We start from the raw sequence: 22,643 nt of genomic DNA on the forward strand, positions 1-22,643 counted from the left end.
TTTTTCTTGGGTAAAGCGATAGAACGTAAGCGTCCGAGCTACACCGTCTTGCAACTCAAGCCTTGATCCTCTTAAACCACTGATTCACGCGCTCGCAGTCAAATGCCGCCGGCTCAAATATTTCACCGTACCAACCCACCATGTCGTCGTGTTCTGGATGCTTGGGGTCTGCCATGGCCTCTAGAAAACCCTCGTAACCCGGCACCCCACCTACATCTTCCGGTGGGCAAGCATTGGCACCTTCAATGCAATACGGCAGTTGAGGGGCTGTGATGGCAGGTAGCCTTTTCTCGACTTTGATTCGGTGATCCCAGCTGTCACCAAAGTCGTAGAGATAGTCAAACGTCTTTTTACCGAACAGCGCTTTGACCAATGTCTTGCGAGCTTCTGGATTCACCGGCGGCCCCCAGCCATCAGAATCGGGAATCCCGTATTTTTCACCTGCTATTTCAAACTCATGCAGATGACTGTCGCTCCAGCCCATCACGACCTGAATCACGTGATGCAGCTTGCCCAAGGTAATGTTTTCAGGGACTACGAAACGACGCCAGATCGTCGGTGTGATCCACTTCAGCTCAATGTGCAACAGCAAGAGATCAGGTGCAGGTTTGGGTAGGCTGACAGTTTTAACCATGGATCAGGCGGCCTCGCAGTGGTCAGTGTGGTTCAAGGAAATATTCCAGGGCAGCAGTTCGCCCACCCGGTTAACGGGATGTTCGGCGATGTGCTCAAGCACGTAGGTCAGATAGGCCTGCGGATTTAACCCGTTTAGCTTGGCAGTACCCACCAGGCTGTAGATCGCCGCCGCTCGTTCCCCTCCCGCATCGGATCCGGCAAACAGGTAATTTTTGCGGTTATGCCGAGCTCGGCATAACCGCAATTATGTTCAGCCCGCGATTATGTTGAGTCGCCTGCGACAGCCCCGCTGTCTGTGGCGACCCAGCTCTGTCAGCTACGCATAATCAAAGCCCCTGCAGGAACTTCAGCAGGGCATCCGTTGGGCGGTAGCGCGTGCGCCGAAGTTCGGGCGGCGCGATTGCGGCGAGGGCCCGTTCCTTCAAGGCCAGATCGGCTTCGACATAGCCGTGGGTCGTCACTGGGCTCTCGTGTCCAAGCCACAGGGCGATAACGGTGAGGTCGACTCCGGCCTGCAGCAGGTGCATGGCAGTCGCATGGCGCCTATGTCGCTGAAGAGATAGGCGCCATACCGCGGCGATGCACCTGCTGGAGGCCGGAGTCGAAATCAACGTCATCCGGGCTTGGCTCGGTCACGTCGGACTGGAAACGACGCACCGTTATGCCGAGATCAATATCCGAACCAAGGAGGCTGCCGTCGCCCTGTGCGTTCCACCCGATCAATCCTCGGCGGCATCCTCCCAATCAGGCGCTTGGCACCGGGACGTCGACTTGCTGAAATGGCTCGATTCCCTGTGATTCTTATGTGCCCCCTCGGCTCGAACGCCCCCGTCACTCGTGGGGCCGCCGAGCCGATGCCACATAATGGCGAAGGGAACATAAGCCGGATTATGTGGCGCGCCACATAATCCGGCATGCCTCGACGCGGCACCCCGCCCAAGGCGCTGAACGCGCGCGTATGGGCGTCGAACAACATCTCGTGGCCCTGGCTCGGATACGCCACCAGCCAGAACGCACGGCTGGCGCAGAGCTTCAGGTGCGCCACCTGCATGCGCCGGTAAATGCCGCCGATAAGCAGGCCTTCCTCGCTCCAGTCAAACTGAAACGCCTCACCCAGCGCAAAGCTCAGCGGCACAAAGGCCTGCAACGCCTTACCCTGTTCCCCGCGCCAGACGCGGATAAACGCGGTGAGCTGGCTGTAGCCACCGTCGTACCCCTCGGCCTTGATCTGCGCCAACAGCGCCTTGGCACTGCGCCGCTGTTGCTTGGGGCGCAGCGAATCGGCCTGCAGCGCCTGCTCCAGCGTGGCGTGATAAGGGCTGAGTTTGTTGAAGATCGCGCGGCGTTGGTAAACCGGCTGCTTCGCCTCGGGTGCTCTGACCCACTTGCGAATCGTGTTGCGCGCCAACCCGGTGCGCTTGGCTATCTCATGCAGCGACAGCTTGTCGCGGAAATACATCCGGCGAATTTTGCCCATCATTTCCATACTGATCACCCTGTGTTCTCCTGCTCAAAAATTGAGCAGAAGCAGTTGAACACCTGGGTCAGTTTTCAGTCGGCAGAACAGCCTCTACTGGGTCAGTTTTCGGTCAGCGGCAACACAAGGGGACGCCAATGTTACCCGGAAGCCCGGGTTTTGGAGGTTTCCAATCGTGCCTTGGCGCAGCGACAGCCCTCGGTCCCCCAGATAGCCATTGATCACCGCCAGCATGCTTGCGGCCAGCTCGTGTTTTTCCAGCAGACGACGGAGCAAAAACTACCCGTAGGTGTAGTTGGCGCAAGCGTCCGATTAGCTCAGGTTTATGATGTCGAGAGTGAGAGTGGGCGGCTTAACTTTCTCAGTTAGGCATAAAATTACGTCTTAAATCTCGTAGCGACTAATTTAATAAAAATTGGAGAACACCAAATGCTTGAGAAACACAGAGTTCTGGATTCCGCTCCAGAGTACGTAGATAAAAAGAAATATCTCTGGATACTATCAACTTTGTGGCCGGCTACTCCGATGATCGGAATCTGGCTTGCAAATGAAACTGGTTGGGGGATTTTTTATGGGCTGGTATTGCTCGTATGGTACGGCGCACTTCCATTGCTTGATGCGATGTTTGGTGAGGACTTTAATAATCCGCCTGAAGAAGTGGTGCCGAAACTAGAGAAGGAGCGGTACTATCGAGTTTTGACATATCTAACAGTTCCTATGCATTACGCTGCATTAATTGTGTCAGCATGGTGGGTCGGAACTCAGCCAATGTCTTGGCTTGAAATTGGTGCGCTTGCCTTGTCACTGGGTATCGTGAACGGACTAGCGCTCAATACAGGACACGAACTCGGTCACAAGAAGGAGACTTTTGATCGTTGGATGGCCAAAATTGTGTTGGCTGTCGTAGGGTACGGTCACTTCTTTATTGAGCATAATAAGGGTCATCACCGTGATGTCGCTACACCGATGGATCCTGCAACATCCCGGATGGGAGAAAGCATTTATAAGTTTTCAATCCGTGAGATCCCAGGAGCATTTATTCGTGCTTGGGGGCTTGAGGAACAACGCCTTTCGCGCCGTGGCCAAAGCGTTTGGAGTTTCGATAATGAAATCCTCCAACCAATGATCATCACAGTTATTCTTTACGCCGTTCTCCTTGCCTTGTTTGGACCTAAGATGCTGGTGTTCCTGCCGATTCAAATGGCTTTCGGTTGGTGGCAGCTGACCAGTGCGAACTATATTGAACATTACGGCTTGCTCCGTCAAAAAATGGAGGACGGTCGATATGAGCATCAAAAGCCGCACCATTCTTGGAATAGTAATCACATCGTCTCTAATCTAGTGCTGTTCCACCTTCAGCGGCACTCGGATCACCACGCGCATCCAACACGTTCTTATCAGTCACTTCGGGATTTTCCCGGCCTGCCGGCTCTTCCGACGGGTTACCCTGGTGCATTTTTGATGGCGATGATTCCTCAGTGGTTTAGATCAGTTATGGATCCCAAGGTAGTAGATTGGGCTGGTGGTGACCTTAATAAGATCCAAATTGATGATTCGATGCGAGAAACCTATTTGAAAAAATTTGGCACTAGTAGTGCTGGTCATAGTTCGAGTACCTCTGCGGTAGCATCGTAGTTATGTGAGCACGCAGAGCCCGGCGGTCGATATTTACAATAAGTGCTTCAATTTTATGTGCGGCGTTGAAAGCTCTCACAAAGAGTGCACTTCGCTAAAGTGCTGAGGGTTGATTGCCTCTCTGTAATTGCTTTGAAGGCGACCTGCTCCGATAGTTTCACTCTGATGAAGTTGTCGGAGCAGCGACTAACGCTGAGTTAATAGGAGAGTGGGAGAATGTCAAGGTACCAGTGTCCAGATTGTCAGTATATCTATGATGAAAATAAGGGGGAGCCGCACGAAGGTTTCCACCCGAACACCAGCTGGAATGATATCCCCAAAGATTGGGCATGCCCGGACTGCGCAGTTCGAGACAAGGTGGACTTTATCTTTCTCGCGGATTCTCCCTCGAAAGAAACACAGCTAGGGGTGAATAGTCAGCTTGCCAACTCGGAAAGTGGTATTTCAGATGCTACTCCAACTGGAATGGCAGTTTTGGCCGCAGAATTAGTGATCCCACTTAATCAAGAAAATAAAAATGAGGGCTGTGCGGCTAAGACTGAAGTTCTTGATCAGGCGAGCACCCCACAGGTTGTAAGAAAATCTTCCACAAGGAAGAAGATGAGAAATAAATAACGCAAATTTGCCGCAACGCAAAATAACAATTTGACATGGTGATGAGTATGGCTAGCTATAAATGCCCGGATTGTAATTATGTTTATGATGAGAGTGCGGGTAATGTGCATGAGGGGTTTTCTCCAGGTACGCCTTGGCACCTTATTCCTGAGGATTGGTGCTGCCCCGATTGCGCCGTTCGAGACAAGCTTGACTTCATGTTAATTGAGAGCGGCGTAGGTGAAAAGGGCGTCACCTCAACCCATACTTCGCCAAATTTATCCGAGGTTAGTGGCACAAGTTTAACTGCTGAAGCAGTGGTTGCGCCGACAAGCTTAGAGAAATTGCCTAGTGCCGACGTTAAAGGCCAAGATCTATATAAAACTCAACCTCCAAGGTCTGATGCCCAAGGCGGGAAAGCATACTTGAAGTGGATATGTATTACTTGTGGCCATATATATGATGAGGCGTTGGGCGATGAGGCCGAGGGTTTTACTCCAGGTACTCGCTTTGAGGATATTCCTGATGACTGGTGCTGTCCGGATTGCGGGGCTACGAAAGAAGACTATGTGCTCTACGAGGAAAAGTGAAGATTAAAACTTCAAGTCATTCTAGGTAATTCAGGACAAAATAAAAATGACCATACCAATTAGCCTAGCCAAGTTAAACTCTAGTGCCGATACCCATTCAGCGCTTGAAGTATTTAATTTGCAGAAAGTTGCAAGTAGTGCGCGTCGTGGTAAATTTGGCATAGCAGAGCGCATCGCTGCTCTTAATTTACTTAAGGAAACTATTCAGCGTCGTGAGCCTGAAATTATTGCTGCACTTGCAGCGGACTTTCGCAAGCCGGCAAGCGAGGTGAAGCTAACAGAAATCTTTCCGGTATTGCAAGAAATTAATCATGCCAAACGGAACCTTAAAGATTGGATGAAGCCACGGCGAGTGAGGGCGGCACTTAGTGTAGCGGGCACGCGGGCAGGACTTCGTTACGAGCCTAAGGGTGTCTGTTTGATAATTGCGCCGTGGAACTATCCATTCAACCTTAGTTTCGGTCCTCTTGTATCTGCGTTAGCGGCAGGAAATAGCGTTGTTATAAAGCCGTCTGAATTGACACCACACACTGCAACACTGATCGGATCTATAGTCAGGGAGGCATTCTCTGTCGACCTAGTCGCTGTGGTGGAGGGTGATGCCGCAGTTTCCCAGGAGCTGTTGGCTCTGCCATTTGACCATATTTTTTTTACTGGTAGTCCTAGGGTCGGCAAGTTAGTGATGGAAGCGGCGTCAAAAACACTCGCTTCGGTTACTTTGGAGTTAGGCGGAAAATCTCCAACCATTATTGGACCAACAGCAAATTTGCCGAAAGCTGCGCGCAACATAGTGTGGGGAAAGTTTTCAAACAACGGCCAGACGTGCATAGCGCCTGATCACGTATTTGTTCATCGGTGTATAGCCCAGAAATTCAATGAAATTCTTGTGAAAGAGATTGTGCGAGTTTATGGGAAGGATTTTGCTGCGCAGCGTAGATCGGCAGACTATTGCAGGATCGTCAATGATCAACATTTCAATCGAATTAATAAACTCCTGACTGACGCGAAAGCTAAAGGTGCAAAAATTCTGCAAGGGGGTCAAGTTGACGCGACTGAGAGGCTTGTGGTGCCAACGGTTTTATCTAACGTCACTGCTGCTATGGATATTAACCATGAGGAAATATTCGGGCCGCTACTTCCTATAATTGAATACGATGATATAGATTCTGTAATTAAGCGTGTGAATGACGGTGACAAGCCCCTGGCGCTGTATGTCTTTTCTGAAGATAAACAATTTGTAAATAACATCGTGGCTCGTACAAGCTCTGGTTCGGTCGGAGTTAATCTGAGTGTCGTGCACTTTTTGCACCCTAATCTCCCATTTGGCGGTGTCAATAATAGTGGTATCGGCAGTGCTCATGGAGTTTACGGGTTCAGGGCGTTTTCTCACGAAAAACCAGTTCTTATAGATAAGTTCTCAATCACGCATTGGTTGTTTCCGCCTTATACCAAGAAGGTGAAGCAGTTGATTGGTATCACAGTTAAGTATTTGAGCTGAGTAATTTTTTCGATAAATCATTACCTCGAGAAGATAAAATGTACGACTATATAATCGTTGGTGCTGGATCTGCAGGATGTGTGCTTGCTAATCGTCTTTCGGCCGACCCCTCTAAAAGAGTTTGTTTACTTGAAGCTGGGCCGCGAGATACGAATCCGCTAATTCATATGCCGTTAGGTATTGCTTTGCTTTCAAATAGTAAAAAGTTGAATTGGGCTTTTCAAACTGCGCCACAGCAAAATCTCAACGGCCGGAGCCTTTTCTGGCCACGAGGAAAAACGTTAGGTGGTTCAAGCTCAATCAACGCAATGGTCTATATCCGAGGGCATGAAGACGATTACCACGCATGGGAGCAGGCGGCCGGCCGCTACTGGGGTTGGTACCGGGCTCTTGAGTTGTTCAAAAGGCTTGAATGCAACCAGCGATTCGATAAGTCCGAGCACCATGGGGTTGACGGAGAATTAGCTGTTAGTGATTTAAAATATATCAATCCGCTTAGCAAAGCATTCGTGCAAGCCGGCATGGAGGCCAATATTAATTTCAACGGAGATTTCAACGGCGAGTACCAGGACGGCGTAGGGTTCTATCAAGTAACCCAAAAAAATGGACAACGCTGGAGCTCGGCGCGTGCATTCTTGCACGGTGTACTTTCCAGACCAAATCTAGACATCATTACTGATGCGCATGCATCAAAAATTCTTTTTGAAGACCGTAAGGCGGTTGGTGTTTCTTATATAAAGAAAAATATGCACCATCAAGTCAAGACAACGAGTGGTGGTGAAGTACTTCTTAGTCTTGGCGCAGTCGGCACGCCTCACCTTCTAATGCTTTCTGGTGTTGGGGCTGCAGCCGAGCTTAAGGAACATGGTGTTTCTCTAGTCCATGATCTTCCTGAGGTGGGGAAAAATCTTCAAGATCATTTGGACATCACATTGATGTGCGCAGCAAATTCGAGAGAGCCGATAGGTGTTGCTCTTTCTTTCATCCCTCGTGGTGTCTCGGGTTTGTTTTCATATGTGTTTAAGCGCGAGGGGTTTCTCACTAGTAACGTGGCAGAGTCGGGTGGTTTTGTAAAAAGTTCTCCTGATCGTGATCGGCCCAATTTGCAGTTTCATTTCCTTCCAACTTATCTTAAAGATCACGGTCGAAAAATAGCGGGTGGTTATGGTTATACGCTACATATATGTGATCTTTTGCCTAAGAGCCGAGGCAGAATTGGCCTAAAAAGCGCCAATCCATTACAGCCGCCTTTAATTGACCCGAACTATCTTAGCGATCATGAAGATATTAAAACCATGATTGCGGGTATTAAGATAGGGCGCGCTATTTTGCAGGCCCCATCGATGGCGAAGCATTTTAAGCATGAAGTAGTACCGGGCCAGGCTGTTAAAACTGATGATGAAATAATCGAAGATATTCGTAGGCGAGCTGAGACTATATACCATCCGGTAGGTACTTGTAGGATGGGTAAAGATCCAGCGTCAGTTGTTGATCCGTGCCTGAAGATCCGTGGGTTGGCAAATATTAGAGTCGTTGATGCGTCAATTATGCCGCACTTGGTCGCGGGTAACACAAACGCTCCAACTATTATGATTGCAGAAAATGCGGCAGAAATAATTATGCGGAATCTTGATGTGGAAGCATTAGAGGCTAGCGCTGAGTTTGCTCGCGAGGGTGCAGAGCTAGAGTTGGCATGATAGCTGTCTGCATGTAAAAAACATGGTCAATAGATGGTTTTTTAATGAACATAAATCATCAATGTGAGGCGACGTGATGTTAGGTCAGATGATGCGTAATCAGTTGGTCATTGGTTCGCTTGTTGAGCATGCTGCACGATATCATGGTGCGAGAGAGGTGGTTTCAGTCGAAACCTCTGGAGAAGTAACAAGAAGTTGTTGGAAAGAAGTGGAGCTTCGTGCTCGTAAGCTCGCTTCTGCATTGGGCAAGATGGGTCTTACGCCTAGTGATCGTTGTGCAACGATTGCATGGAACAATATTCGTCATCTTGAGGTTTACTACGCTGTCTCTGGCGCAGGAATGGTATGCCATACAATCAATCCGAGGCTTTTCATTGAGCAGATCACATATGTGATAAACCATGCGGAGGATAAGGTAGTATTTCTTGATGATACGTTCTTGCCAATCATTGCTGAGATTCGCGGTTCGTTACCAAAAGTCAAGGCGTTTGTCTTGATGGCTCATAATAATTCAAATGCATCTGCTCAAATGCCAGGATTGATTGCATACGAGGATCTAATTGGTCAGGGTGATGATAACTATATATGGCCTGATGTAGATGAAAATGAGGCGTCTAGTCTATGTTACACATCAGGTACTACGGGCAACCCGAAGGGTGTACTTTATTCACACCGCTCGACAGTTTTGCATTCAATGACCACCGCAATGCCAGACACACTAAATTTGTCTGCGCGAGATACCATTTTGCCCGTAGTTCCAATGTTTCATGTAAATGCATGGGGGACTCCATATTCCGCTGCAATGGTTGGTGCGAAGCTAGTTCTTCCTGGTCCGGCTCTTGATGGCGCTAGTTTATCGAAGTTGATTGCTAGCGAAGGAGTTAGCATTGCTCTTGGGGTGCCGGTTGTTTGGCAGGGGTTGTTAGCGGCACAAGCCGGTAATGGTTCTAAAAGCCAAAGCCTCACGCGGGTTGTTGTAGGAGGTTCGGCCTGTCCTGCGTCTATGATTAGAGAATTTAACGATATATATGGTGTTGAAGTTATTCATGCTTGGGGTATGACTGAGCTTTCGCCATTTGGCACGGCAAACACTCCACTCGCGCACCACGTAGATTTATCTCCAGATGAAAAGCTTTCACTGCGCAAAAGCCAAGGGCGCCCGCCTTACGGTGTCGAGTTAAAAATCGTTAATGATGAGGGGATTAGACTACCTGAAGATGGTCGAAGTAAAGGCAACCTAATGGCGCGTGGGCACTGGGTTATTAAAGATTACTTTCATAGCGATCCTGGTTCGACACTCTCAGATGGTTGGTTTTCAACTGGAGACGTGGCTACCATAGATTCGGACGGTTTCATGACAATCTGTGATCGTGCAAAGGACATTATAAAGTCTGGCGGTGAGTGGATCAGTACGGTAGAGCTGGAGAGTATTGCGATTGCGCACCCTCATATTGTTGATGCTGCTGTTATAGCTGCAAGGCACGAAAAATGGGACGAGCGACCTCTCCTCATCGCAGTTAAATCCCCTAATTCGGAATTAACAAGTGGTGAGGTATGTAATTATTTCGCAGATAAGGTGGCTAGATGGCAAATTCCAGATGCCGCTATCTTTGTTGAAGAACTGCCACGCAATGGTACTGGCAAGATTTTGAAGAATCGTTTGCGCGAGAAATATGGTGATATTTTATTGCGCAGTAGTTCTTCTGTCTGTGAATAAGCTTTCTGTATGGGCTTTGACTGATTTTTTAGATATCAGTCTCTGTGACATGTTAGCAGTTCTATTTAAGAATATGTCGACAACAAAACGAGGGTAGCACAATGAGTTTTTCTAATTATAAAGTAATCGCGATGCCGGTGTTGGTTGCTAATTTTGTTTTGGGGGCGGCCACTGCATGGGCGAATGAAAATTATCCGGCGAAATCTGCTGGCTATAATCAGGGTGACTGGGTCGCTAGCTTCAATTTTTCTAAGGTCTATGTGGGTGAGGAGCTTGGCGATCTAAATGTTGGAGGGGGGGCTTTGCCAAATGCTGATGTAAGTATTGGTAATGATACAACACTTACGTTTGATATCGCCTATTTTGTTAGCTCAAATATAGCGGTGGATTTTTTTGTTGGGGTGCCAGCTAGGGCTAAATTTCAAGGTGAGAAATCAATCTCCTCGCTGGGAAGAGTCAGTGAAGTTGATTACGGCCCTGCAATTCTTTCGCTTCAATATCATTACGATAGCTTTGAGCGACTTTATCCATATGTTGGGGTTGGTGTTGGTCGGGTGCTATTTTTTGATAAAACCGACGGTGCTTTGAGTTCGTTTGATATTAAGGATAAATGGGCGCCTGCTTTTCAGGTTGGCCTTAGATATGACCTTGGTAACTCATGGATGCTAAATTCAGATGTGCGTTATATTCCTTTCAAAACGGACGTCACAGGTACTCTTGGCCCGGTTCCTGTTTCTACTAAAATTGAGGTTGATCCTTTCATTCTCAGTCTTGGTGCGTCATATGTTTTCTAAGTAATCAGGTCTGTCACTGTCGCAGCACTCTTTCGATCCATTAGAGAGGGTGCTTTTTTCTTGAAAGCCCCGCTCCGGATCAGCGATATATGGGCCATCCGTGTAAGGCTCCAGATTGCGGAGAGATCCTGGGATCTTGCTCTATTCGACTCGTCCATCGACAGCAAGCTGCGAGCCTGCGACTTAACCAAACTTCGTGTGCGCGACATAGCCCATGGAGAACACGTGTCGCCGCGAGCCATCGTGATGCAGCAGAAAACTGGTCGCGGTAGGGACGGCGGTTACCTGCCGCCCCCCGCACGGATCCGTACGTGCGGAACTACCGCATACGGCTCCTGCCTCGGGTATCGTCATGCTCCGTATAGCCTTCTGCTTCGCTTAACAGCATCGGCATCCCGAATTTGTGATTACGCGGCTCCATGGCTGGCCCATCGGTTTCCCCTGTCAACGCTTTACCCTGAACCTCACGGCGCAACATGCATGACTCGGGGTCTGGTTGATTCGCCATTTATTACCAGTATCGAACTGTCATCGACTACCCTCCGCCAGCTTTAACTGGCGCACTAAGCCCTCCATAATCCGCAACTACCCTGCAAGATTCACAAGCGCTTGAATTCCATGTGCACGAGCAAGTGCCCGGGTTGATTGCCGCAGCAATAATATTATTTAGATAACTACACCAAGGAGTAGTTGAAGGCAGACTAAAGATGAGTCCAGCCGTACCATGTTAGATGTGAGAGTAAATGGCCTGATTTTCCTATGTGGAGAGAAATTAGGTTGCGTGATACTTTGCAGAGACTTCTTGAACAGTGGGAGAACAACAAGATGATTGGCAAAAACCGCCTTCTGTATTATGCTCCAGAATACGTGGATAAAAATAAATATTTTTGAATGCTTTCAACTTGCCATAGCGCTTAGAGGGGTTAATATGAACTGTTCGCTGCGGTGTCGATTTTTTTTGATTCTTGTTATGGCAGGATTTTCTTTTTTTGTTGCGCTATTCGGGATGCGATTAATGCATAAGATGGCTGAATTTGCTTATTTTGAAAGGGAGCATGTTGTTGCCTTGAGCAAGGTGTACTACGAGCTGCATAAAAAAGAAATAAATATAAGTTTTATAGTAGGGCAGGTGCAGAGGGCTCGTAGACAAACTACAGCTGTAAACAGTTTGTGGAAGGGTGATAAAGCTCTTTTAAGATTACTGGGAAAGGGCTTGATTCTTGAGCTGTCTGAAGCTTCAGAAATAAAACTTGGGCTGCTCGAGAGGTATGCAAGTAGCATTTATAAAGATGGATTAAACCCTGGGCATATTGAGGAAATGAAACGACTTGTAAGTTGGCCCTACACGAACTCTAATCGCTTCGGGATTGAAATTGCAGATATTTCCAAACGCGTTAAAGCTTACGTGTATTTTCTTGTTGTATCAATTAATTGTCTCTTTTTTGTTGTTATTTTTCTTCTTATGAAAAAGACTCGCAGTTCAATAGATGAAATAGTTCATGTCATGAATGATATGTCAAGAGGTGATCTTACATATCGCACTATACCGAGCAATGACGAAGTGGGTAAAATGCAGTCTTCAATCATTGCGATGGGGGCTGGGGTAAGCGCCTTGATTGAATCAATAAAACACATACAAGGTGATCTGTTTAATTCAGCGGGCGAGGCTTTAAATATTTCACAAAGCACGTCAAACGATATATGTGACCAAGCAGGTAAGATCGACGAATTTGTCAGTGCGCTATCACAGATTTCTTTCGCTATAACTGAAACTTCAAATGCGGCAAATAAGTCCTCAGCACTATCATCTGAGGGGCGGCAGTTGGCGGTTCATGGTCAAAAAGCTATTGAAACAGCCGTATCATCTATAAATGCCTTGTCACAACGAGTTAATGATTCACATGTGGCTATTAAATGCATTGAAGCTGATATTGCAAAAATAGGTAAAATCATTGAAATTATTGATCAAATCACTGATCAAACAAATCTGCTGGCTTTGAATGCCGCGATTGAGGCTGCACATGCAGGCGAGGCCGGGAAGGGCTTTGCTGTTGTTGCTGATGAAGTTCGAAGCTTAGCTCAACGTACAAATAATTCCACTTATGAAATTCAGGCGATGATTGCTTCTTTAAATAAAGGTATATTTTTTGCTCTTGGTGTCATGGGAGACTGTGTCGTTGAATCAAAAAATAGTGTTAATGCAGCAAGCGAAGCTAGTAGATCAATTGAGAAGATTGTAGATTCAGTATCCCAAGTTATGTTGCAGATTGCACAAGTTGCAACTGCTTCAGAGGAGCAGAGTGCTGTTGTAAAAGACATGCTGGATAATGCAAATATTATTAGAGAAATTGCGGCAGGAGTTGAGTTGGGTAGCAGGAGAATTTCGGAGGTAAATCAGTATTTAGTTAAGTTGGCTGGTGATTTGGGAAGAGCAGCAAAGGTATTTAAGTTGTATTAATTCTGGCTCTGTCCGCGCTCGTTTTGGGGGGTGACTAGTTGGCTGTCCGGAAAGTTAGTTTATGTGAAACAGAGAGTTTTTAACCGCCGCGATAACCTCGCAGCGCCCATTTCCCCCATTACAGGCGCACCTCTCCTGTGGATTCCACGCCATTCGGACATTCAGCCCACGCTGATCCGGACACCTGTTCCACGATCATTCGGACAGGCAGTCGGAGCGCAGCGACGCAGAGTTGGCATTGTTAGTCTGAGGTGCCCAGCGTCATCAATTTCTTCGCCCGCTTGCGCATTGATTCGCCCTTGAGATTGATCCGGTAAGCGTTGTGAACCAGGCGGTCGAGGATGGCATCGGCCAAGGTCGGATCGCCGATCAATTCGTGCCAACTGTCCACCGGCATCTGGCTGGTCACGATGGTTGAGCGCTGGCCGTAGCGGTCGTCCAACAGTTCAAGCATGTCGCGCCGTTGTTCGGCGTTGAACGGGGCCAGGCCCCAGTCATCGAGTAATGTTGAGCTCAACATTACTCGATTTATGTGTAGCGGCCAGTTATGTGGAGTAAATGCAGTTCGACCTCTGATGTGACGCCAGCTTCAGTCTCGGCAACTCCACATAACTTCGTCACAACCGCCGCAGCCATTCGACCACATCGACACCAGCCCGGGTACCGCCTGCGGCCAGCGGTGACAAGGCTTCCGGAAAAACCTGGGCGTGCACCTGGCGCTTCAGGTCCAGATCGGCGCGCGTATCGCCGGCATTGTGCTTGGTCTTGAAGCGCTCGGCTTCCAAGCGCTTGAGCCAGAGGCAGAAACCTTTTCGCTCCCAGTAGAGGATCTTGTCCTGGCTACGGGTGCGATTGAGGAACACGAACAGCAACGGCAGGCCGTTGATGGATTTGCGGAAGTCGACGGGCTTTGGATACAGGCAGACCTTCTGCACCTTGGTGTCGGGACGCATCATGGCGGGGCCCCACTGGGGAAAACAGGGCGCCCAGCGTCCAGAAACGGATAGCTCAGTTGAAGGTGGAGCTTATGGAACGCTTACCGCCAACACAGCAGTGTATTTGAATAAGAGCTCGAACATGATCGGATCTCCCATTTCAGCAAGGGAAATCCCACCATAGCCACCACCGATTTATGTGGCGTAGAAAACGGTCATCACCAAATATGGCAATACTTCCCCGCCCAAGCGCCACATAACAGCCTGGGCCACATTTTACGCGGTAGTTCCGCACGTACGGAGTGCGGGGGGCGGCAGGTAACTGCCGTCCCTATCGCGACCGTTGGTTCGAGTGGCTGAGCATCATTGCTAATCAGGTAATTTTATACTCCCTGCAAGCGCACCTTGACGTTTAGGCAAATTTATTGTCTCAGTTGCAATCAGTCGCTCCTGCTTGTACGCAAGGACTTCTAGTTCAAGAGTTTCGTTATTAATTGCAACAACGAGTTTATCGTAGTCCTTTAGAGCACCAAGTCCTTGCAGCGCCATCCCTTTAAGATCAGACCAGAACCGTGGTGGGGTTGGTGCTGGTGTTGATGTGCCACAGATGCTACTTGCGACAATTTGAGCGTGTGTAACCGCATTATGAATTGTCTCTAAACGTACCATCGTTCCCCAAAAAGGATTTCTAGCCATTGCGCAGTCGCCGATTGCATATATACTTGTATCCGATGTACACATCTGATCATCGACCACAACACCATTACTCACTTCAAGGGCCGCCTCAGTTGCCAGCTCTAGCTCTGGGATAGCACCGATTCCAACTACAATCAGATCCGCCTGAATTTCTTCTCCACTTTCAAGTACGCATTGTTCAACATGGCCATTCCTGCCCTTTATAGACGTTAATTTCGCATTCAGCTTGAACTCAATTCCTTCAGCCTCCAGGCGGGCTCTGACTAAGTTTGCTGCTGCCGGCGTAACCACGCGCGCCATTACACGCGGGGCGGCTTCTATCACTGTGACCCTCTTCCCTAAGCCCACCGCAGCTGAGGCGACTTCAAGCCCGATTACTCCGCCGCCCAACACAACAACAGACGCACTCTCCACAAGTTTCCTACGTAAATTTTTGGCGTCTTCCATACTGCGTAAATAGCAGACCCCAGACAGTTCAGACCCCTCGCAGGTTAACCTACGTGCGCTAGCACCTGTTGCAAGAATCAATTTTTCATACGCGTATTCTTTTCCATCTTTAGAAGAAACTATCTTACGCCCCACGTCGATTGATACAATCGGTGTATTTAACGAAATGGTAATATTGTTATTCGTATAAAAACCTTCTGGCTTTAATGGCACTGCGGATTCTGCAATCTCACTTGTCAGAAAAGCCTTGGATAGAGGAGGCCGCTGATAAGGCGCCACAGACTCCCTGCTAAAAATCCTAATTTCCCCTTTATAACCATATTGACGAAGCCAGAACGCAGCATTTACTCCAGCTGTACCAGCGCCAACAACAACGATTGCCATAATTCTCTCTCCGGTATACTTTTCACTATATCACTTAATGCCGATTATTTTAGATAATTCCTTGACGCTCAGCTTCAATTGTTGCTTGCGTGCGATTCACTACATTCAAGGTGGCAAATATTTTCCTCATATGCCACTTTATAGCATCTTCGGTGACATGCATATTTGTTGCTATTTGTTTGTTTGAGCACCCCTCTTTTACAAGCCTCAAGACAGCAATCTGCTTCCGTGTCAATAAAGCGTCAGCTTTATTCTCTGCGGACTTTCCAATCTCAACTATTCGCGGAAGACTAAAAGCCCCAATCGCTTGATCTAAATTAACTGCTGTGAAGGCTTCACATGAAGCCGGTATTATTCGCTCAATTAAACATACTTCATCAAGAACTGTTTGAAAGCATTGAAGCTGTTTTGCTATCTCCACTGCATAAACAATGTTAAGCTGAGCCTTTTTTAAATCACCGGCACCTGCCTGCGCTCCGGCCAAACACAATAATCCACGGACTTCCAGCTGGCCCGCGTTAATTTTACGGGCTTGCTGAATAGCCAATAACGCTCTGTGCGCGGCACTATGAAAGTTCTGATCTCGGGAAAGCACTAGTGATTGAACAAGCAGCAGGCGTGCTTTTAGGGGGGCTGAGTGCTGTCCGGAGAAAATCTTATGATCTTCAAGAGTTTTTAAATTATTTATGCCCGTTATGCCTTGACAGACTAAGCGCTGATAGATCTCAATTTGGCTCATAACTTCCAATCTTGGTAGATTTTTTTCAACCGCATGCGCCTTCGCCCACTCCAATATCTCAATGGAGCCATTTAGGTCACTCCTTCCAAGCCGCCAAGCTGACACAGCACGGCATACGGAAAAAAACACGTCTGTCACCCCGTGATTGGAAATGAACTCTAAAATTTTGGAGAGCTTTTCTTCTGAGGTGTCCAAGCAGCGCAATTCATAATGTAACTCAAGCTCTAGAGCGTCAAACATTTTCGAAGTAAACTCGGATTCCATCATCTGCGCGCGACTGTCTGTGCGTGCTTGAGTTATAATCTGCCTCGCCCAGCCCATTTTTCCGCTTGCTAGGGCTTGTTGAAACCTCGCGACATACAGCCAACCAAAAGCAAAATTTTGTTTTGCAAATTTATTCACGGCTTGGGCCTGAGCCAGCACCTTCTCCAACTCTGCAAATCTATACTCACTGGCAAAAATAAAAGCCAAACAGGTTAGCGCGGCCCCTTTTCCAACTGCGTTTGAATCCCCAAATAAACTAATCCACTTATTACAGAGCTCCTCACTCGAAAGCATTTCATCTTTCGTTGCTTTACCTATTGCAAGCACAAGCTGCAGCCATTCCTTTTCTTGCCATTTATTTTTTTTATCGGATTGTGAAGATAGGTCTTTAATTAACTTCTCTGCTCGCGCGCCTTGCTGACTGAAATACAATACCCACGCGTAACTAATAAGCACTATGGGTTTTTTGTGCCAGGCCTGCTTCGGCAGCTCTGACAGCCACTGTCTCAGCGCATCTATTTCGCCCTGACGAAATGACAAATCTAAAATTATTCTCTCAGACATGCTGACTGCCCAGCGACAGTCATTCGCCCGTAGGGATATTCGTATTGCATACTGGTATTCACCTCTACGCCAATGCCAGAAAGCTGCACGCTTAAGCAGGTAGGATCTTTTAGCAGGATTTTCAGTCCAAGTAATTTCTCGTAGAAAATTACGCAGTACTGGATGCAGTGTAAACTGCGCTGGCTCACCGCTCACATGGCGAAGCAACATGTAATTAGTGCTTAAATACTTAATACATGAGACCCCATTGACGCATTTGAATACATAATTGTATTGATCAGGCGTCACGAAATCGAGCAATGAAGAATTTGCAAGAAAAACACGATAGCGCTCGGGAATCGCCTCAAATATTTCATCCCTAAAGTAATTGTCTACTTCAACTACTGCTGAAATATGCTTGGCCGGCAACTCACGCTTTAACAAAAAAACTACAAGAGCAGGCCACCCCTCAACTTCTTGCACCAAGGTCTCTATCTGTTCTTCAGGAACTCCAAGAACAGACTCTGCCTCCGCTAACGCCACCGCCTCTTCTGCGCTAAAGGCCAAGTCTTTCTCGGTGTACTCCCGCATAGCGCCTGCAAGTTTAAGCTGCGAGAACCCTTTTATTGTATTGCCTGCAACTGCAAACCTGATATTTTTTGGTGTATTTAACATAAACTCCATAAGTGCGTGCAACAACGGCAAGTCTAAGTCATGATTAATATTATCCAAACAAACTAGCGTTTCTATCTCGTTATTCGAGGTGCTCTGCCAAAGACTAGATGCAAGGTCTCGCAAGAGCGCAGGCTTGCTCACACCCTCTCTCACACGGCTGAATTTTACCATTTCGAAAGTTTCAAGCTGCTCAATAATCTCTGCGCAGATATCAAATTCACTGTAAGAACTGGCTCTTAAAGAAAGCCACACTGCAGGACGTCCGGCTGTTCTGTGGCGTAGCCACTCGAACGCAAGAGCAACGGTTTTCCCATATCCAGGTGGGGCTCTGTAAAGGCATACTCTGGGAGCGGCTCCATCCGCGATACTCAATCTTGGCCGATATATGCAACTATGAACTTTGGCACTTACTAGAGTCGTAATTTGATCCGCTCCGACCTTAGCGACCGGGAAATCATTATTTATTATTATTTTCATTATGCTATTCTCGCGCCAGCTGACTGGAAATTTTCACCATAGGTTACGGTGTTAAATATTAAAACTACACTTAAGTGTAGTCGGCATGATCGGTGGTGCAAAATATTTACTAGGGAAGGTCTGAAGTAGGCCGCTATTTCTGGCCGACTTCGGCCTTCGCCGATTTTGAAGACGGGCACCGGGTCAAAATCGACCAGATAGCTCGCTCATTTCGGTGCTTTCAGCCGTCGCGAGTAGCTCGCGGCAGCCATTTCCTGCATTACAGCCGCACCTCTCCTGCATTCGTCAGCAAATGTCGGCGGGCCATCCACAGGTTGGACAGGGCGATCAGCGTCACCAGTTGTGCGGTGTTCTTCACCAGCCCCCGGAAACGCATCTTGGTGTAGCCAAACTGCCGCTTGATCACGCGGAACGGGTGCTCAACCTTGGCACGCACCTGAGCCTTGGCCTTCTCGATCTTGCGCCTGGCCTTGTACAGGGCGCTGCGCTTGCTCAGCTTCTTGTAGGTGCTACGCCGCGCCGCGATCTGCCAGATGACCGCACGTCCATCATGCTCGGGCCGCTACTCCACTCCGGTATAACCGGCGTCGGCACAGACCACGTTCTCCTCGCCGTGCAGCAGTTGGTCGACGTGGGTGACATCGGCCATGTTGGCCGCCGTACCCACCACGCTATGCACCAAGACGGACTCGGCATCGGCACCGATGTGGACCTTCAGTCGGGTAAAGCAGGGGTGTTACCACTCCTGCCTCCCCTGAGAACCGTACTTGAGAGTCTCCCCTCATACGGCTCGAGCCTTCCAACAGCCTGAATACGACCGGGCTACCAGACGACGCGCTCTTCGGCGCTCAAGGTAAAACGTCCATGCCGGATCAAACGGGTTGCTGCGCCAGACGGAACAGGAGAGCCATGATGCAACTGAACCTAGGAGCCTGTAGGACTTAACTCGGCAAGGACCGCTAGGGCGGGATCAGGGAGTTTTTGGGTGCGAGGCTGTTCCGTTCAGGCATCCGAGTTGGTTGGCACGGCCCTGGGACGGTGTGTCAGCACACCCGAGCGACTGCTTGGGCAACCGCCGGGGCGTACTTTTTGGCCGTGTCACATCGCGCGCAGCACATGCAAGCGCTTGATGTTCTCCGCCGGCACCTCCATGCCATCGGGGATGGCGCTACGGTCGCTGCTCTCGGTCAGCGCCAGCAACTGCTGGACTTCCTGGCGTAACTGCGCCTCGATCTTGTTGGCGTGCGCCCAGGACAAGGCTTTGTGCTTACTGGCGTTGGCCTGGATCTTTGTGCCGTCGAGCGCAATATGACCCAGCTTGAGCAGCTTCATCTCGCGCGCCAGCATCAGCACCTGGACGAACAGCGACTCGACCTCTTTCAGGAAGCGCCGGCGGAACGTGGCCAGGGTGTCGTGATCAGGATGCGTGTTGGCCGCCACATAGCGAAACGCCACCGAGTCATAGGTCGCGCGTTCGATCTTGCGGCTGGAGTGCATGCCGTTGGCGTAGCCGTAGATCAGCAGCCCCAGGAGCACGGCCGAACCCCGGCCGGCGTACTGGCCGGTCAGCTCGCTCAGATCGAGTTGCTCGATGACCTCGACCACGAACCGTGCCAGGTGATCAGCCGGCAGCCATTCGTCCACCGAGGGCGACAGCAGGTACGCAGTGTCTCGGTCAGCGGGGACGAAACGGCTCATCGGCAAGGACTCTCAGTGGCAGGGCCCCGATTGTCACGAATACTTTCAACGCAAGGAAGAGTCAGAAAGTCCGACAGGCTCCTAGGGGCTGTTGACGTTTTGCGGCGGGGGCATTGAGGAAGAAGAGCAAACCCGCAGAATCGAGGTTCCTACACCAGTAACCCTGCGGGTTTGCAATGCCCCGATCGATGCTCAGTGACGAGCTTTGGTCGAAGATGGAAAAAATTCTGCTTCAACAAGCGTTTACCACAAGCCAGATCTACGGATGACGGTTGAGGGCATGCTCTACTTCAGACCATCCCTAGGCTTTATATGGGGTAGAAACTTAACTATCGATTGTCAGCATCGACCTTAGACCGCCACGAGATATCAATAGTCGTCAGCCAGTTCTTCTTGGGTTGCGAGACGTGCAGAGGTTTCAGCCTGAGGCTTAGACATCAACTTTTCGCGAATCATACCTTCCAGCTTGTCCATAGTAGGTTTGTTTTCCAACAGCCATTTCATGGTATTGGCCTTACCTTGGCCGATCTTGTTACCTTCGAAGGAGTACCAAGCGCCTGACTTTTCAACAAAGTTGTTAGCAACAGCGAGGTCAACGATCTCACCCGCCTTGCTAATACCCTGACCGTAAACGATCTGGAACTCTGCTTGCCTGAATGGAGCAGCAACTTTGTTCTTGACCACTTTCACACGGGTTTCGCTGCCCACCACTTCCTCGCCTTCCTTGACCGCGCCGGTACGACGGATGTCCAGGCGCACCGAGGCGTAGAACTTCAGGGCGTTACCGCCGGTGGTGGTTTCCGGGTTGCCAAACATTACACCGATCTTCATACGAATCTGGTTAATGAAGATACACATAGTATTGGAGTTCTTCAGGTTACCAGTGATCTTCCTCATCGCCTGCGACATCATTCGGGCGGCAAGACCTACATGGGAATCCCCGATTTCGCCTTCAATCTCAGCCTTCGGAACAAGAGCAGCAACAGAGTCAACGACAATAAGATTGACTGCCCCAGAACGCGTCAAGATGTCTACGATTTCAAGTGCCTGCTCACCAGTGTCAGGCTGTGAGCACAGGAGTTCGTCAATATTAACGCCGAGCTTGGCTGCGTAGATCGGATCAAGCGCGTGCTCAGCATCGACAAATGCACAAGTCAAACCTTGACGCTGCGCTTCAGCAATCACCGACAGCGTAAGCGTGGTTTTACCAGAAGACTCCGGCCCATAGATTTCAACGATACGGCCGCGCGGCAACCCACCCACCCCCAAGGCGATGTCCAAGCCGAGTGAGCCAGTCGATATAACATCTATATCCATAGTGCGGTCGGAGCCCAGCCGCATGATGGAACCCTTACCAAACTGCTTCTCAATTTGAGAAAGAGCCGCTTCTAACGCTTTGCTTTTTGCCTGATCCATTCTTGATGACCATTTAAATTAATAATTAATCGGGTCTTACTGATTAGCTTAGGGCGTTTCCCTAATGAGAAAGGGATACCTCCTAAGTGAACCTAAACTATGCCGCAGTGGCTAATACTGCATCCTGCAGGCCGACATGCATGTCGCCCATCTCGCCCTCGATTTCCGCCTTGGGCACCAGGGCTGCCACGGAGTCGACGATGATCACGTCGACGGCATTGGAACGCACCAGCATGTCGGTGATTTCCAGCGCCTGCTCGCCGGTGTCCGGCTGCGACACCAACAGGTCGTCGACATTCACGCCGAGCTTGCCGGCATAGTCGGGGTCGAGGGCGTGCTCGGCATCGACGAAGGCACAGGTGGCGCCGTGTTTTTGCGCTTCGGCAATCACCGACAGGGTCAGGGTGGTCTTACCGGAGGATTCCGGTCCGTAGATCTCGACGATCCGCCCCTTCGGCAGGCCGCCGATGCCCAGGGCGATGTCCAGGCCCAGCGAGCCGGTGGAGATGGCCGGGATGGCCTGGCGCTCGTGATCGCCCATGCGCATTACCGCGCCCTTGCCGAACTGCTTCTCGATCTGACCCAGGGCAGCCGCCAAGGCGCGCTTCTTGTTCTCGTCCATTACCATCCTCGCGTATTCAGAAGGGCCTCACCGGCCGCCGACAACTGTATAAGTAGCCAGTATTATTCCACAGGGCAAGTCGCCCGCCTACCCCGCCAGTGGATTTTCCTGCGCCAACAGGCGCGAAAGCCCCGCCAATGCGACCTCGACCGTTTGTCGGCGCACTTCGCCGCGGTCACCGGGGAAGTGCTTGCACAGGCTGTACAGGCGCTCGCCATCGCCCCAGGCCAACCATACGGTGCCCACCGGCTTCTCCGCCGAACCGCCGTCGGGCCCCGCCACGCCGCTGACCGCCACCGCGTAGCGCGCCCCGCTGTGGGCCTGGGCGCCGCGCACCATGGCCTCGACCACCTCGCGGCTGACTGCGCCGACGGTGCCGAACAACTCGGCCGGCACGCCCAGCTGCTTGCTCTTCTGTGCATTGGAGTAGGTGACGTAGCCGGCCTCGAACCAGGCCGAACTGCCGGGGATACGGGTGATTGCCTCGGCGATGCCGCCGCCGGTGCAGGACTCGGCGGTGCTGACCTGGGCACCGGCGGCTTGCAACTGCCGGCCGAGCTGCGCGGCCAGGTGACTGATGGAATCCATATGCTCTCCGGGGTGAAACGGGCCAGGCCGATACCCTACACTAGGCGCTTTTGCGATTTAAGC

Annotated in this window: 17 protein-coding genes and 9 pseudogenes; 12 read left to right on the forward strand and 14 right to left on the reverse strand. The window is 49.8% G+C overall.

Going from position 1 to position 22,643, the window contains the following annotated elements:
• Nucleotides 1–55: 55 nt before the first annotated feature.
• The 3 genes and pseudogenes from ACIGKL_RS22465 to ACIGKL_RS22475 form a co-directional block, all read right to left on the reverse strand.
• A complete protein-coding gene (locus ACIGKL_RS22465; RefSeq protein WP_019396669.1) occupies nucleotides 56–634 on the reverse strand; it encodes a plasmid pRiA4b ORF-3 family protein in 579 nt (192 codons plus the stop codon).
• Between the two features lie 3 nt (nucleotides 635–637).
• Nucleotides 638–853: pseudogene (locus tag ACIGKL_RS22470) on the reverse strand (transposase domain-containing protein); the annotation flags it as partial.
• Between the two features lie 109 nt (nucleotides 854–962).
• On the reverse strand, nucleotides 963–1,163 hold the full coding sequence (locus ACIGKL_RS22475; protein WP_025986894.1) for an integrase: 201 nt from the start codon (nucleotides 1,161–1,163) through the stop codon (nucleotides 963–965).
• A 52-nt stretch (nucleotides 1,164–1,215) separates the two neighbouring features.
• Here ACIGKL_RS22475 and ACIGKL_RS22480 point away from each other — a divergent pair, with 52 nt between their 5' ends.
• Nucleotides 1,216–1,434, forward strand: a complete 219-nt coding sequence (locus ACIGKL_RS22480; RefSeq protein ID WP_071533810.1) for a hypothetical protein — start codon at nucleotides 1,216–1,218, stop codon at nucleotides 1,432–1,434.
• Nucleotides 1,435–1,543: 109 nt separating this feature from the next.
• Here the strand turns inward: ACIGKL_RS22480 and istA are convergent.
• A pseudogene (gene istA / locus ACIGKL_RS22485) lies at nucleotides 1,544–2,122 on the reverse strand (IS21 family transposase); the annotation flags it as partial.
• Nucleotides 2,123–2,284: 162 nt separating this feature from the next.
• A pseudogene (locus ACIGKL_RS22490) lies at nucleotides 2,285–2,383 on the reverse strand (IS5/IS1182 family transposase); the annotation flags it as partial.
• A gap of 159 nt (nucleotides 2,384–2,542) precedes the next feature.
• Here ACIGKL_RS22490 and ACIGKL_RS22495 point away from each other — a divergent pair.
• The 10 genes and pseudogenes from ACIGKL_RS22495 to ACIGKL_RS22540 all read left to right on the forward strand — a co-directional run bounded on the left by ACIGKL_RS22495 (nucleotide 2,543) and on the right by ACIGKL_RS22540 (nucleotide 13,096).
• Nucleotides 2,543–3,748, forward strand: a complete 1,206-nt coding sequence (locus ACIGKL_RS22495; protein WP_011920688.1) for an alkane 1-monooxygenase — start codon at nucleotides 2,543–2,545, stop codon at nucleotides 3,746–3,748.
• Nucleotides 3,749–3,964: 216 nt separating this feature from the next.
• Nucleotides 3,965–4,363 carry a rubredoxin gene (locus ACIGKL_RS22500; RefSeq protein ID WP_011920687.1) on the forward strand — a complete coding sequence of 133 codons (399 nt, stop codon included), beginning with the start codon at nucleotides 3,965–3,967 and terminating at the stop codon, nucleotides 4,361–4,363.
• Nucleotides 4,364–4,410: 47 nt separating this feature from the next.
• Complete coding sequence (locus tag ACIGKL_RS22505; RefSeq protein ID WP_032489561.1) at nucleotides 4,411–4,932, forward strand: rubredoxin; 522 nt, start codon at nucleotides 4,411–4,413, stop codon at nucleotides 4,930–4,932.
• Between the two features lie 46 nt (nucleotides 4,933–4,978).
• Entirely contained in the window at nucleotides 4,979–6,430 is a 1,452-nt protein-coding gene (locus ACIGKL_RS22510) for an aldehyde dehydrogenase family protein (protein WP_011920685.1), read from the forward strand.
• Between the two features lie 38 nt (nucleotides 6,431–6,468).
• Complete coding sequence (locus ACIGKL_RS22515) at nucleotides 6,469–8,127, forward strand: GMC family oxidoreductase (protein ID WP_058134801.1); 1,659 nt, start codon at nucleotides 6,469–6,471, stop codon at nucleotides 8,125–8,127.
• Between the two features lie 76 nt (nucleotides 8,128–8,203).
• The gene (locus tag ACIGKL_RS22520) at nucleotides 8,204–9,844 is read left to right on the forward strand and encodes a long-chain fatty acid--CoA ligase (RefSeq protein WP_058134802.1); all 1,641 of its coding nucleotides are present in this window, start codon (nucleotides 8,204–8,206) and stop codon (nucleotides 9,842–9,844) included.
• 101 nt (nucleotides 9,845–9,945) lie between these two features.
• Nucleotides 9,946–10,638 (forward strand): OmpW family protein AlkL, encoded by a 693-nt coding sequence (gene alkL / locus ACIGKL_RS22525; protein ID WP_032489564.1) that lies wholly within the window; start codon nucleotides 9,946–9,948, stop codon nucleotides 10,636–10,638.
• A 3-nt stretch (nucleotides 10,639–10,641) separates the two neighbouring features.
• Nucleotides 10,642–10,905, forward strand: a pseudogene (locus ACIGKL_RS22530) (hypothetical protein); the annotation flags it as partial.
• A 1,195-nt stretch (nucleotides 10,906–12,100) separates the two neighbouring features.
• A pseudogene (locus ACIGKL_RS22535) lies at nucleotides 12,101–12,223 on the forward strand (HAMP domain-containing protein); the annotation flags it as partial.
• Nucleotides 12,224–12,229: 6 nt separating this feature from the next.
• Nucleotides 12,230–13,096, forward strand: a complete 867-nt coding sequence (locus ACIGKL_RS22540; RefSeq protein WP_373558234.1) for a methyl-accepting chemotaxis protein — start codon at nucleotides 12,230–12,232, stop codon at nucleotides 13,094–13,096.
• A gap of 241 nt (nucleotides 13,097–13,337) precedes the next feature.
• Here the strand turns inward: ACIGKL_RS22540 and ACIGKL_RS22545 are convergent.
• The 6 genes and pseudogenes from ACIGKL_RS22545 to ACIGKL_RS22570 all read right to left on the reverse strand — a co-directional run.
• Nucleotides 13,338–13,601 (reverse strand): annotated as a pseudogene (locus ACIGKL_RS22545) (ATP-binding protein); the annotation flags it as partial.
• Nucleotides 13,602–13,713: 112 nt separating this feature from the next.
• Entirely contained in the window at nucleotides 13,714–14,052 is a 339-nt protein-coding gene (tnpB, locus tag ACIGKL_RS22550) for an IS66 family insertion sequence element accessory protein TnpB (RefSeq protein ID WP_011920682.1), read from the reverse strand.
• Between the two features lie 348 nt (nucleotides 14,053–14,400).
• Nucleotides 14,401–15,558 carry an NAD(P)/FAD-dependent oxidoreductase gene (locus ACIGKL_RS22555; RefSeq protein WP_033864462.1) on the reverse strand — a complete coding sequence of 386 codons (1,158 nt, stop codon included), beginning with the start codon at nucleotides 15,556–15,558 and terminating at the stop codon, nucleotides 14,401–14,403.
• A gap of 49 nt (nucleotides 15,559–15,607) precedes the next feature.
• A complete protein-coding gene (locus ACIGKL_RS22560; protein WP_239060849.1) occupies nucleotides 15,608–18,031 on the reverse strand; it encodes a LuxR C-terminal-related transcriptional regulator in 2,424 nt (807 codons plus the stop codon).
• A gap of 484 nt (nucleotides 18,032–18,515) precedes the next feature.
• Nucleotides 18,516–18,974 (reverse strand): annotated as a pseudogene (locus tag ACIGKL_RS22565) (transposase); the annotation flags it as partial.
• A gap of 383 nt (nucleotides 18,975–19,357) precedes the next feature.
• A pseudogene (locus tag ACIGKL_RS22570) lies at nucleotides 19,358–19,954 on the reverse strand (IS1182 family transposase); the annotation flags it as partial.
• 176 nt (nucleotides 19,955–20,130) lie between these two features.
• On the opposite strand from ACIGKL_RS22570, the pseudogene ACIGKL_RS22575 reads away from it, so the two are divergent.
• Nucleotides 20,131–20,270, forward strand: a pseudogene (locus ACIGKL_RS22575) (IS5/IS1182 family transposase); the annotation flags it as partial.
• A gap of 53 nt (nucleotides 20,271–20,323) precedes the next feature.
• Here the strand turns inward: ACIGKL_RS22575 and recA are convergent.
• From recA to ACIGKL_RS22590, 3 genes are all read right to left on the reverse strand, one after another.
• Nucleotides 20,324–21,370 carry a recombinase RecA gene (recA, locus tag ACIGKL_RS22580; protein WP_019395734.1) on the reverse strand — a complete coding sequence of 349 codons (1,047 nt, stop codon included), beginning with the start codon at nucleotides 21,368–21,370 and terminating at the stop codon, nucleotides 20,324–20,326.
• Nucleotides 21,371–21,467: 97 nt separating this feature from the next.
• Nucleotides 21,468–21,992: an ATPase domain-containing protein gene (locus ACIGKL_RS22585; RefSeq protein ID WP_397488632.1), complete on the reverse strand. Its 525-nt coding sequence runs from the start codon at nucleotides 21,990–21,992 to the stop codon at nucleotides 21,468–21,470.
• A gap of 87 nt (nucleotides 21,993–22,079) precedes the next feature.
• A complete protein-coding gene (locus ACIGKL_RS22590; protein WP_397488633.1) occupies nucleotides 22,080–22,580 on the reverse strand; it encodes a CinA family protein in 501 nt (166 codons plus the stop codon).
• Nucleotides 22,581–22,643: the final 63 nt, after the last annotated feature.

This window comes from Pseudomonas sp. NPDC077186, assembly GCF_044543505.1.
Taxonomy (GTDB): domain Bacteria; phylum Pseudomonadota; class Gammaproteobacteria; order Pseudomonadales; family Pseudomonadaceae; genus Aquipseudomonas.

What these genes read in the sequence shown, in the direction of transcription:
- ACIGKL_RS22465 (WP_019396669.1), bottom strand. Translation starts at nt 634, where the DNA reads ATGGTTAAAACTGTCAGCCTACCCAAACCTGCACCTGATCTCTTGCTG.
- ACIGKL_RS22475 (WP_025986894.1), bottom strand. Translation starts at nt 1,163, where the DNA reads ATGCACCTGCTGCAGGCCGGAGTCGACCTCACCGTTATCGCCCTGTGG.
- ACIGKL_RS22480 (WP_071533810.1), top strand. Translation starts at nt 1,216, where the DNA reads ATGCACCTGCTGGAGGCCGGAGTCGAAATCAACGTCATCCGGGCTTGG.
- ACIGKL_RS22495 (WP_011920688.1), top strand. Translation starts at nt 2,543, where the DNA reads ATGCTTGAGAAACACAGAGTTCTGGATTCCGCTCCAGAGTACGTAGAT.
- ACIGKL_RS22500 (WP_011920687.1), top strand. Translation starts at nt 3,965, where the DNA reads ATGTCAAGGTACCAGTGTCCAGATTGTCAGTATATCTATGATGAAAAT.
- ACIGKL_RS22505 (WP_032489561.1), top strand. Translation starts at nt 4,411, where the DNA reads ATGGCTAGCTATAAATGCCCGGATTGTAATTATGTTTATGATGAGAGT.
- ACIGKL_RS22510 (WP_011920685.1), top strand. Translation starts at nt 4,979, where the DNA reads ATGACCATACCAATTAGCCTAGCCAAGTTAAACTCTAGTGCCGATACC.
- ACIGKL_RS22515 (WP_058134801.1), top strand. Translation starts at nt 6,469, where the DNA reads ATGTACGACTATATAATCGTTGGTGCTGGATCTGCAGGATGTGTGCTT.
- ACIGKL_RS22520 (WP_058134802.1), top strand. Translation starts at nt 8,204, where the DNA reads ATGTTAGGTCAGATGATGCGTAATCAGTTGGTCATTGGTTCGCTTGTT.
- alkL (WP_032489564.1), top strand. Translation starts at nt 9,946, where the DNA reads ATGAGTTTTTCTAATTATAAAGTAATCGCGATGCCGGTGTTGGTTGCT.
- ACIGKL_RS22540 (WP_373558234.1), top strand. Translation starts at nt 12,230, where the DNA reads ATGGGGGCTGGGGTAAGCGCCTTGATTGAATCAATAAAACACATACAA.
- tnpB (WP_011920682.1), bottom strand. Translation starts at nt 14,052, where the DNA reads ATGATGCGTCCCGACACCAAGGTGCAGAAGGTCTGCCTGTATCCAAAG.
- ACIGKL_RS22555 (WP_033864462.1), bottom strand. Translation starts at nt 15,558, where the DNA reads ATGGCAATCGTTGTTGTTGGCGCTGGTACAGCTGGAGTAAATGCTGCG.
- recA (WP_019395734.1), bottom strand. Translation starts at nt 21,370, where the DNA reads ATGGATCAGGCAAAAAGCAAAGCGTTAGAAGCGGCTCTTTCTCAAATT.
- ACIGKL_RS22585 (WP_397488632.1), bottom strand. Translation starts at nt 21,992, where the DNA reads ATGGACGAGAACAAGAAGCGCGCCTTGGCGGCTGCCCTGGGTCAGATC.
- ACIGKL_RS22590 (WP_397488633.1), bottom strand. Translation starts at nt 22,580, where the DNA reads ATGGATTCCATCAGTCACCTGGCCGCGCAGCTCGGCCGGCAGTTGCAA.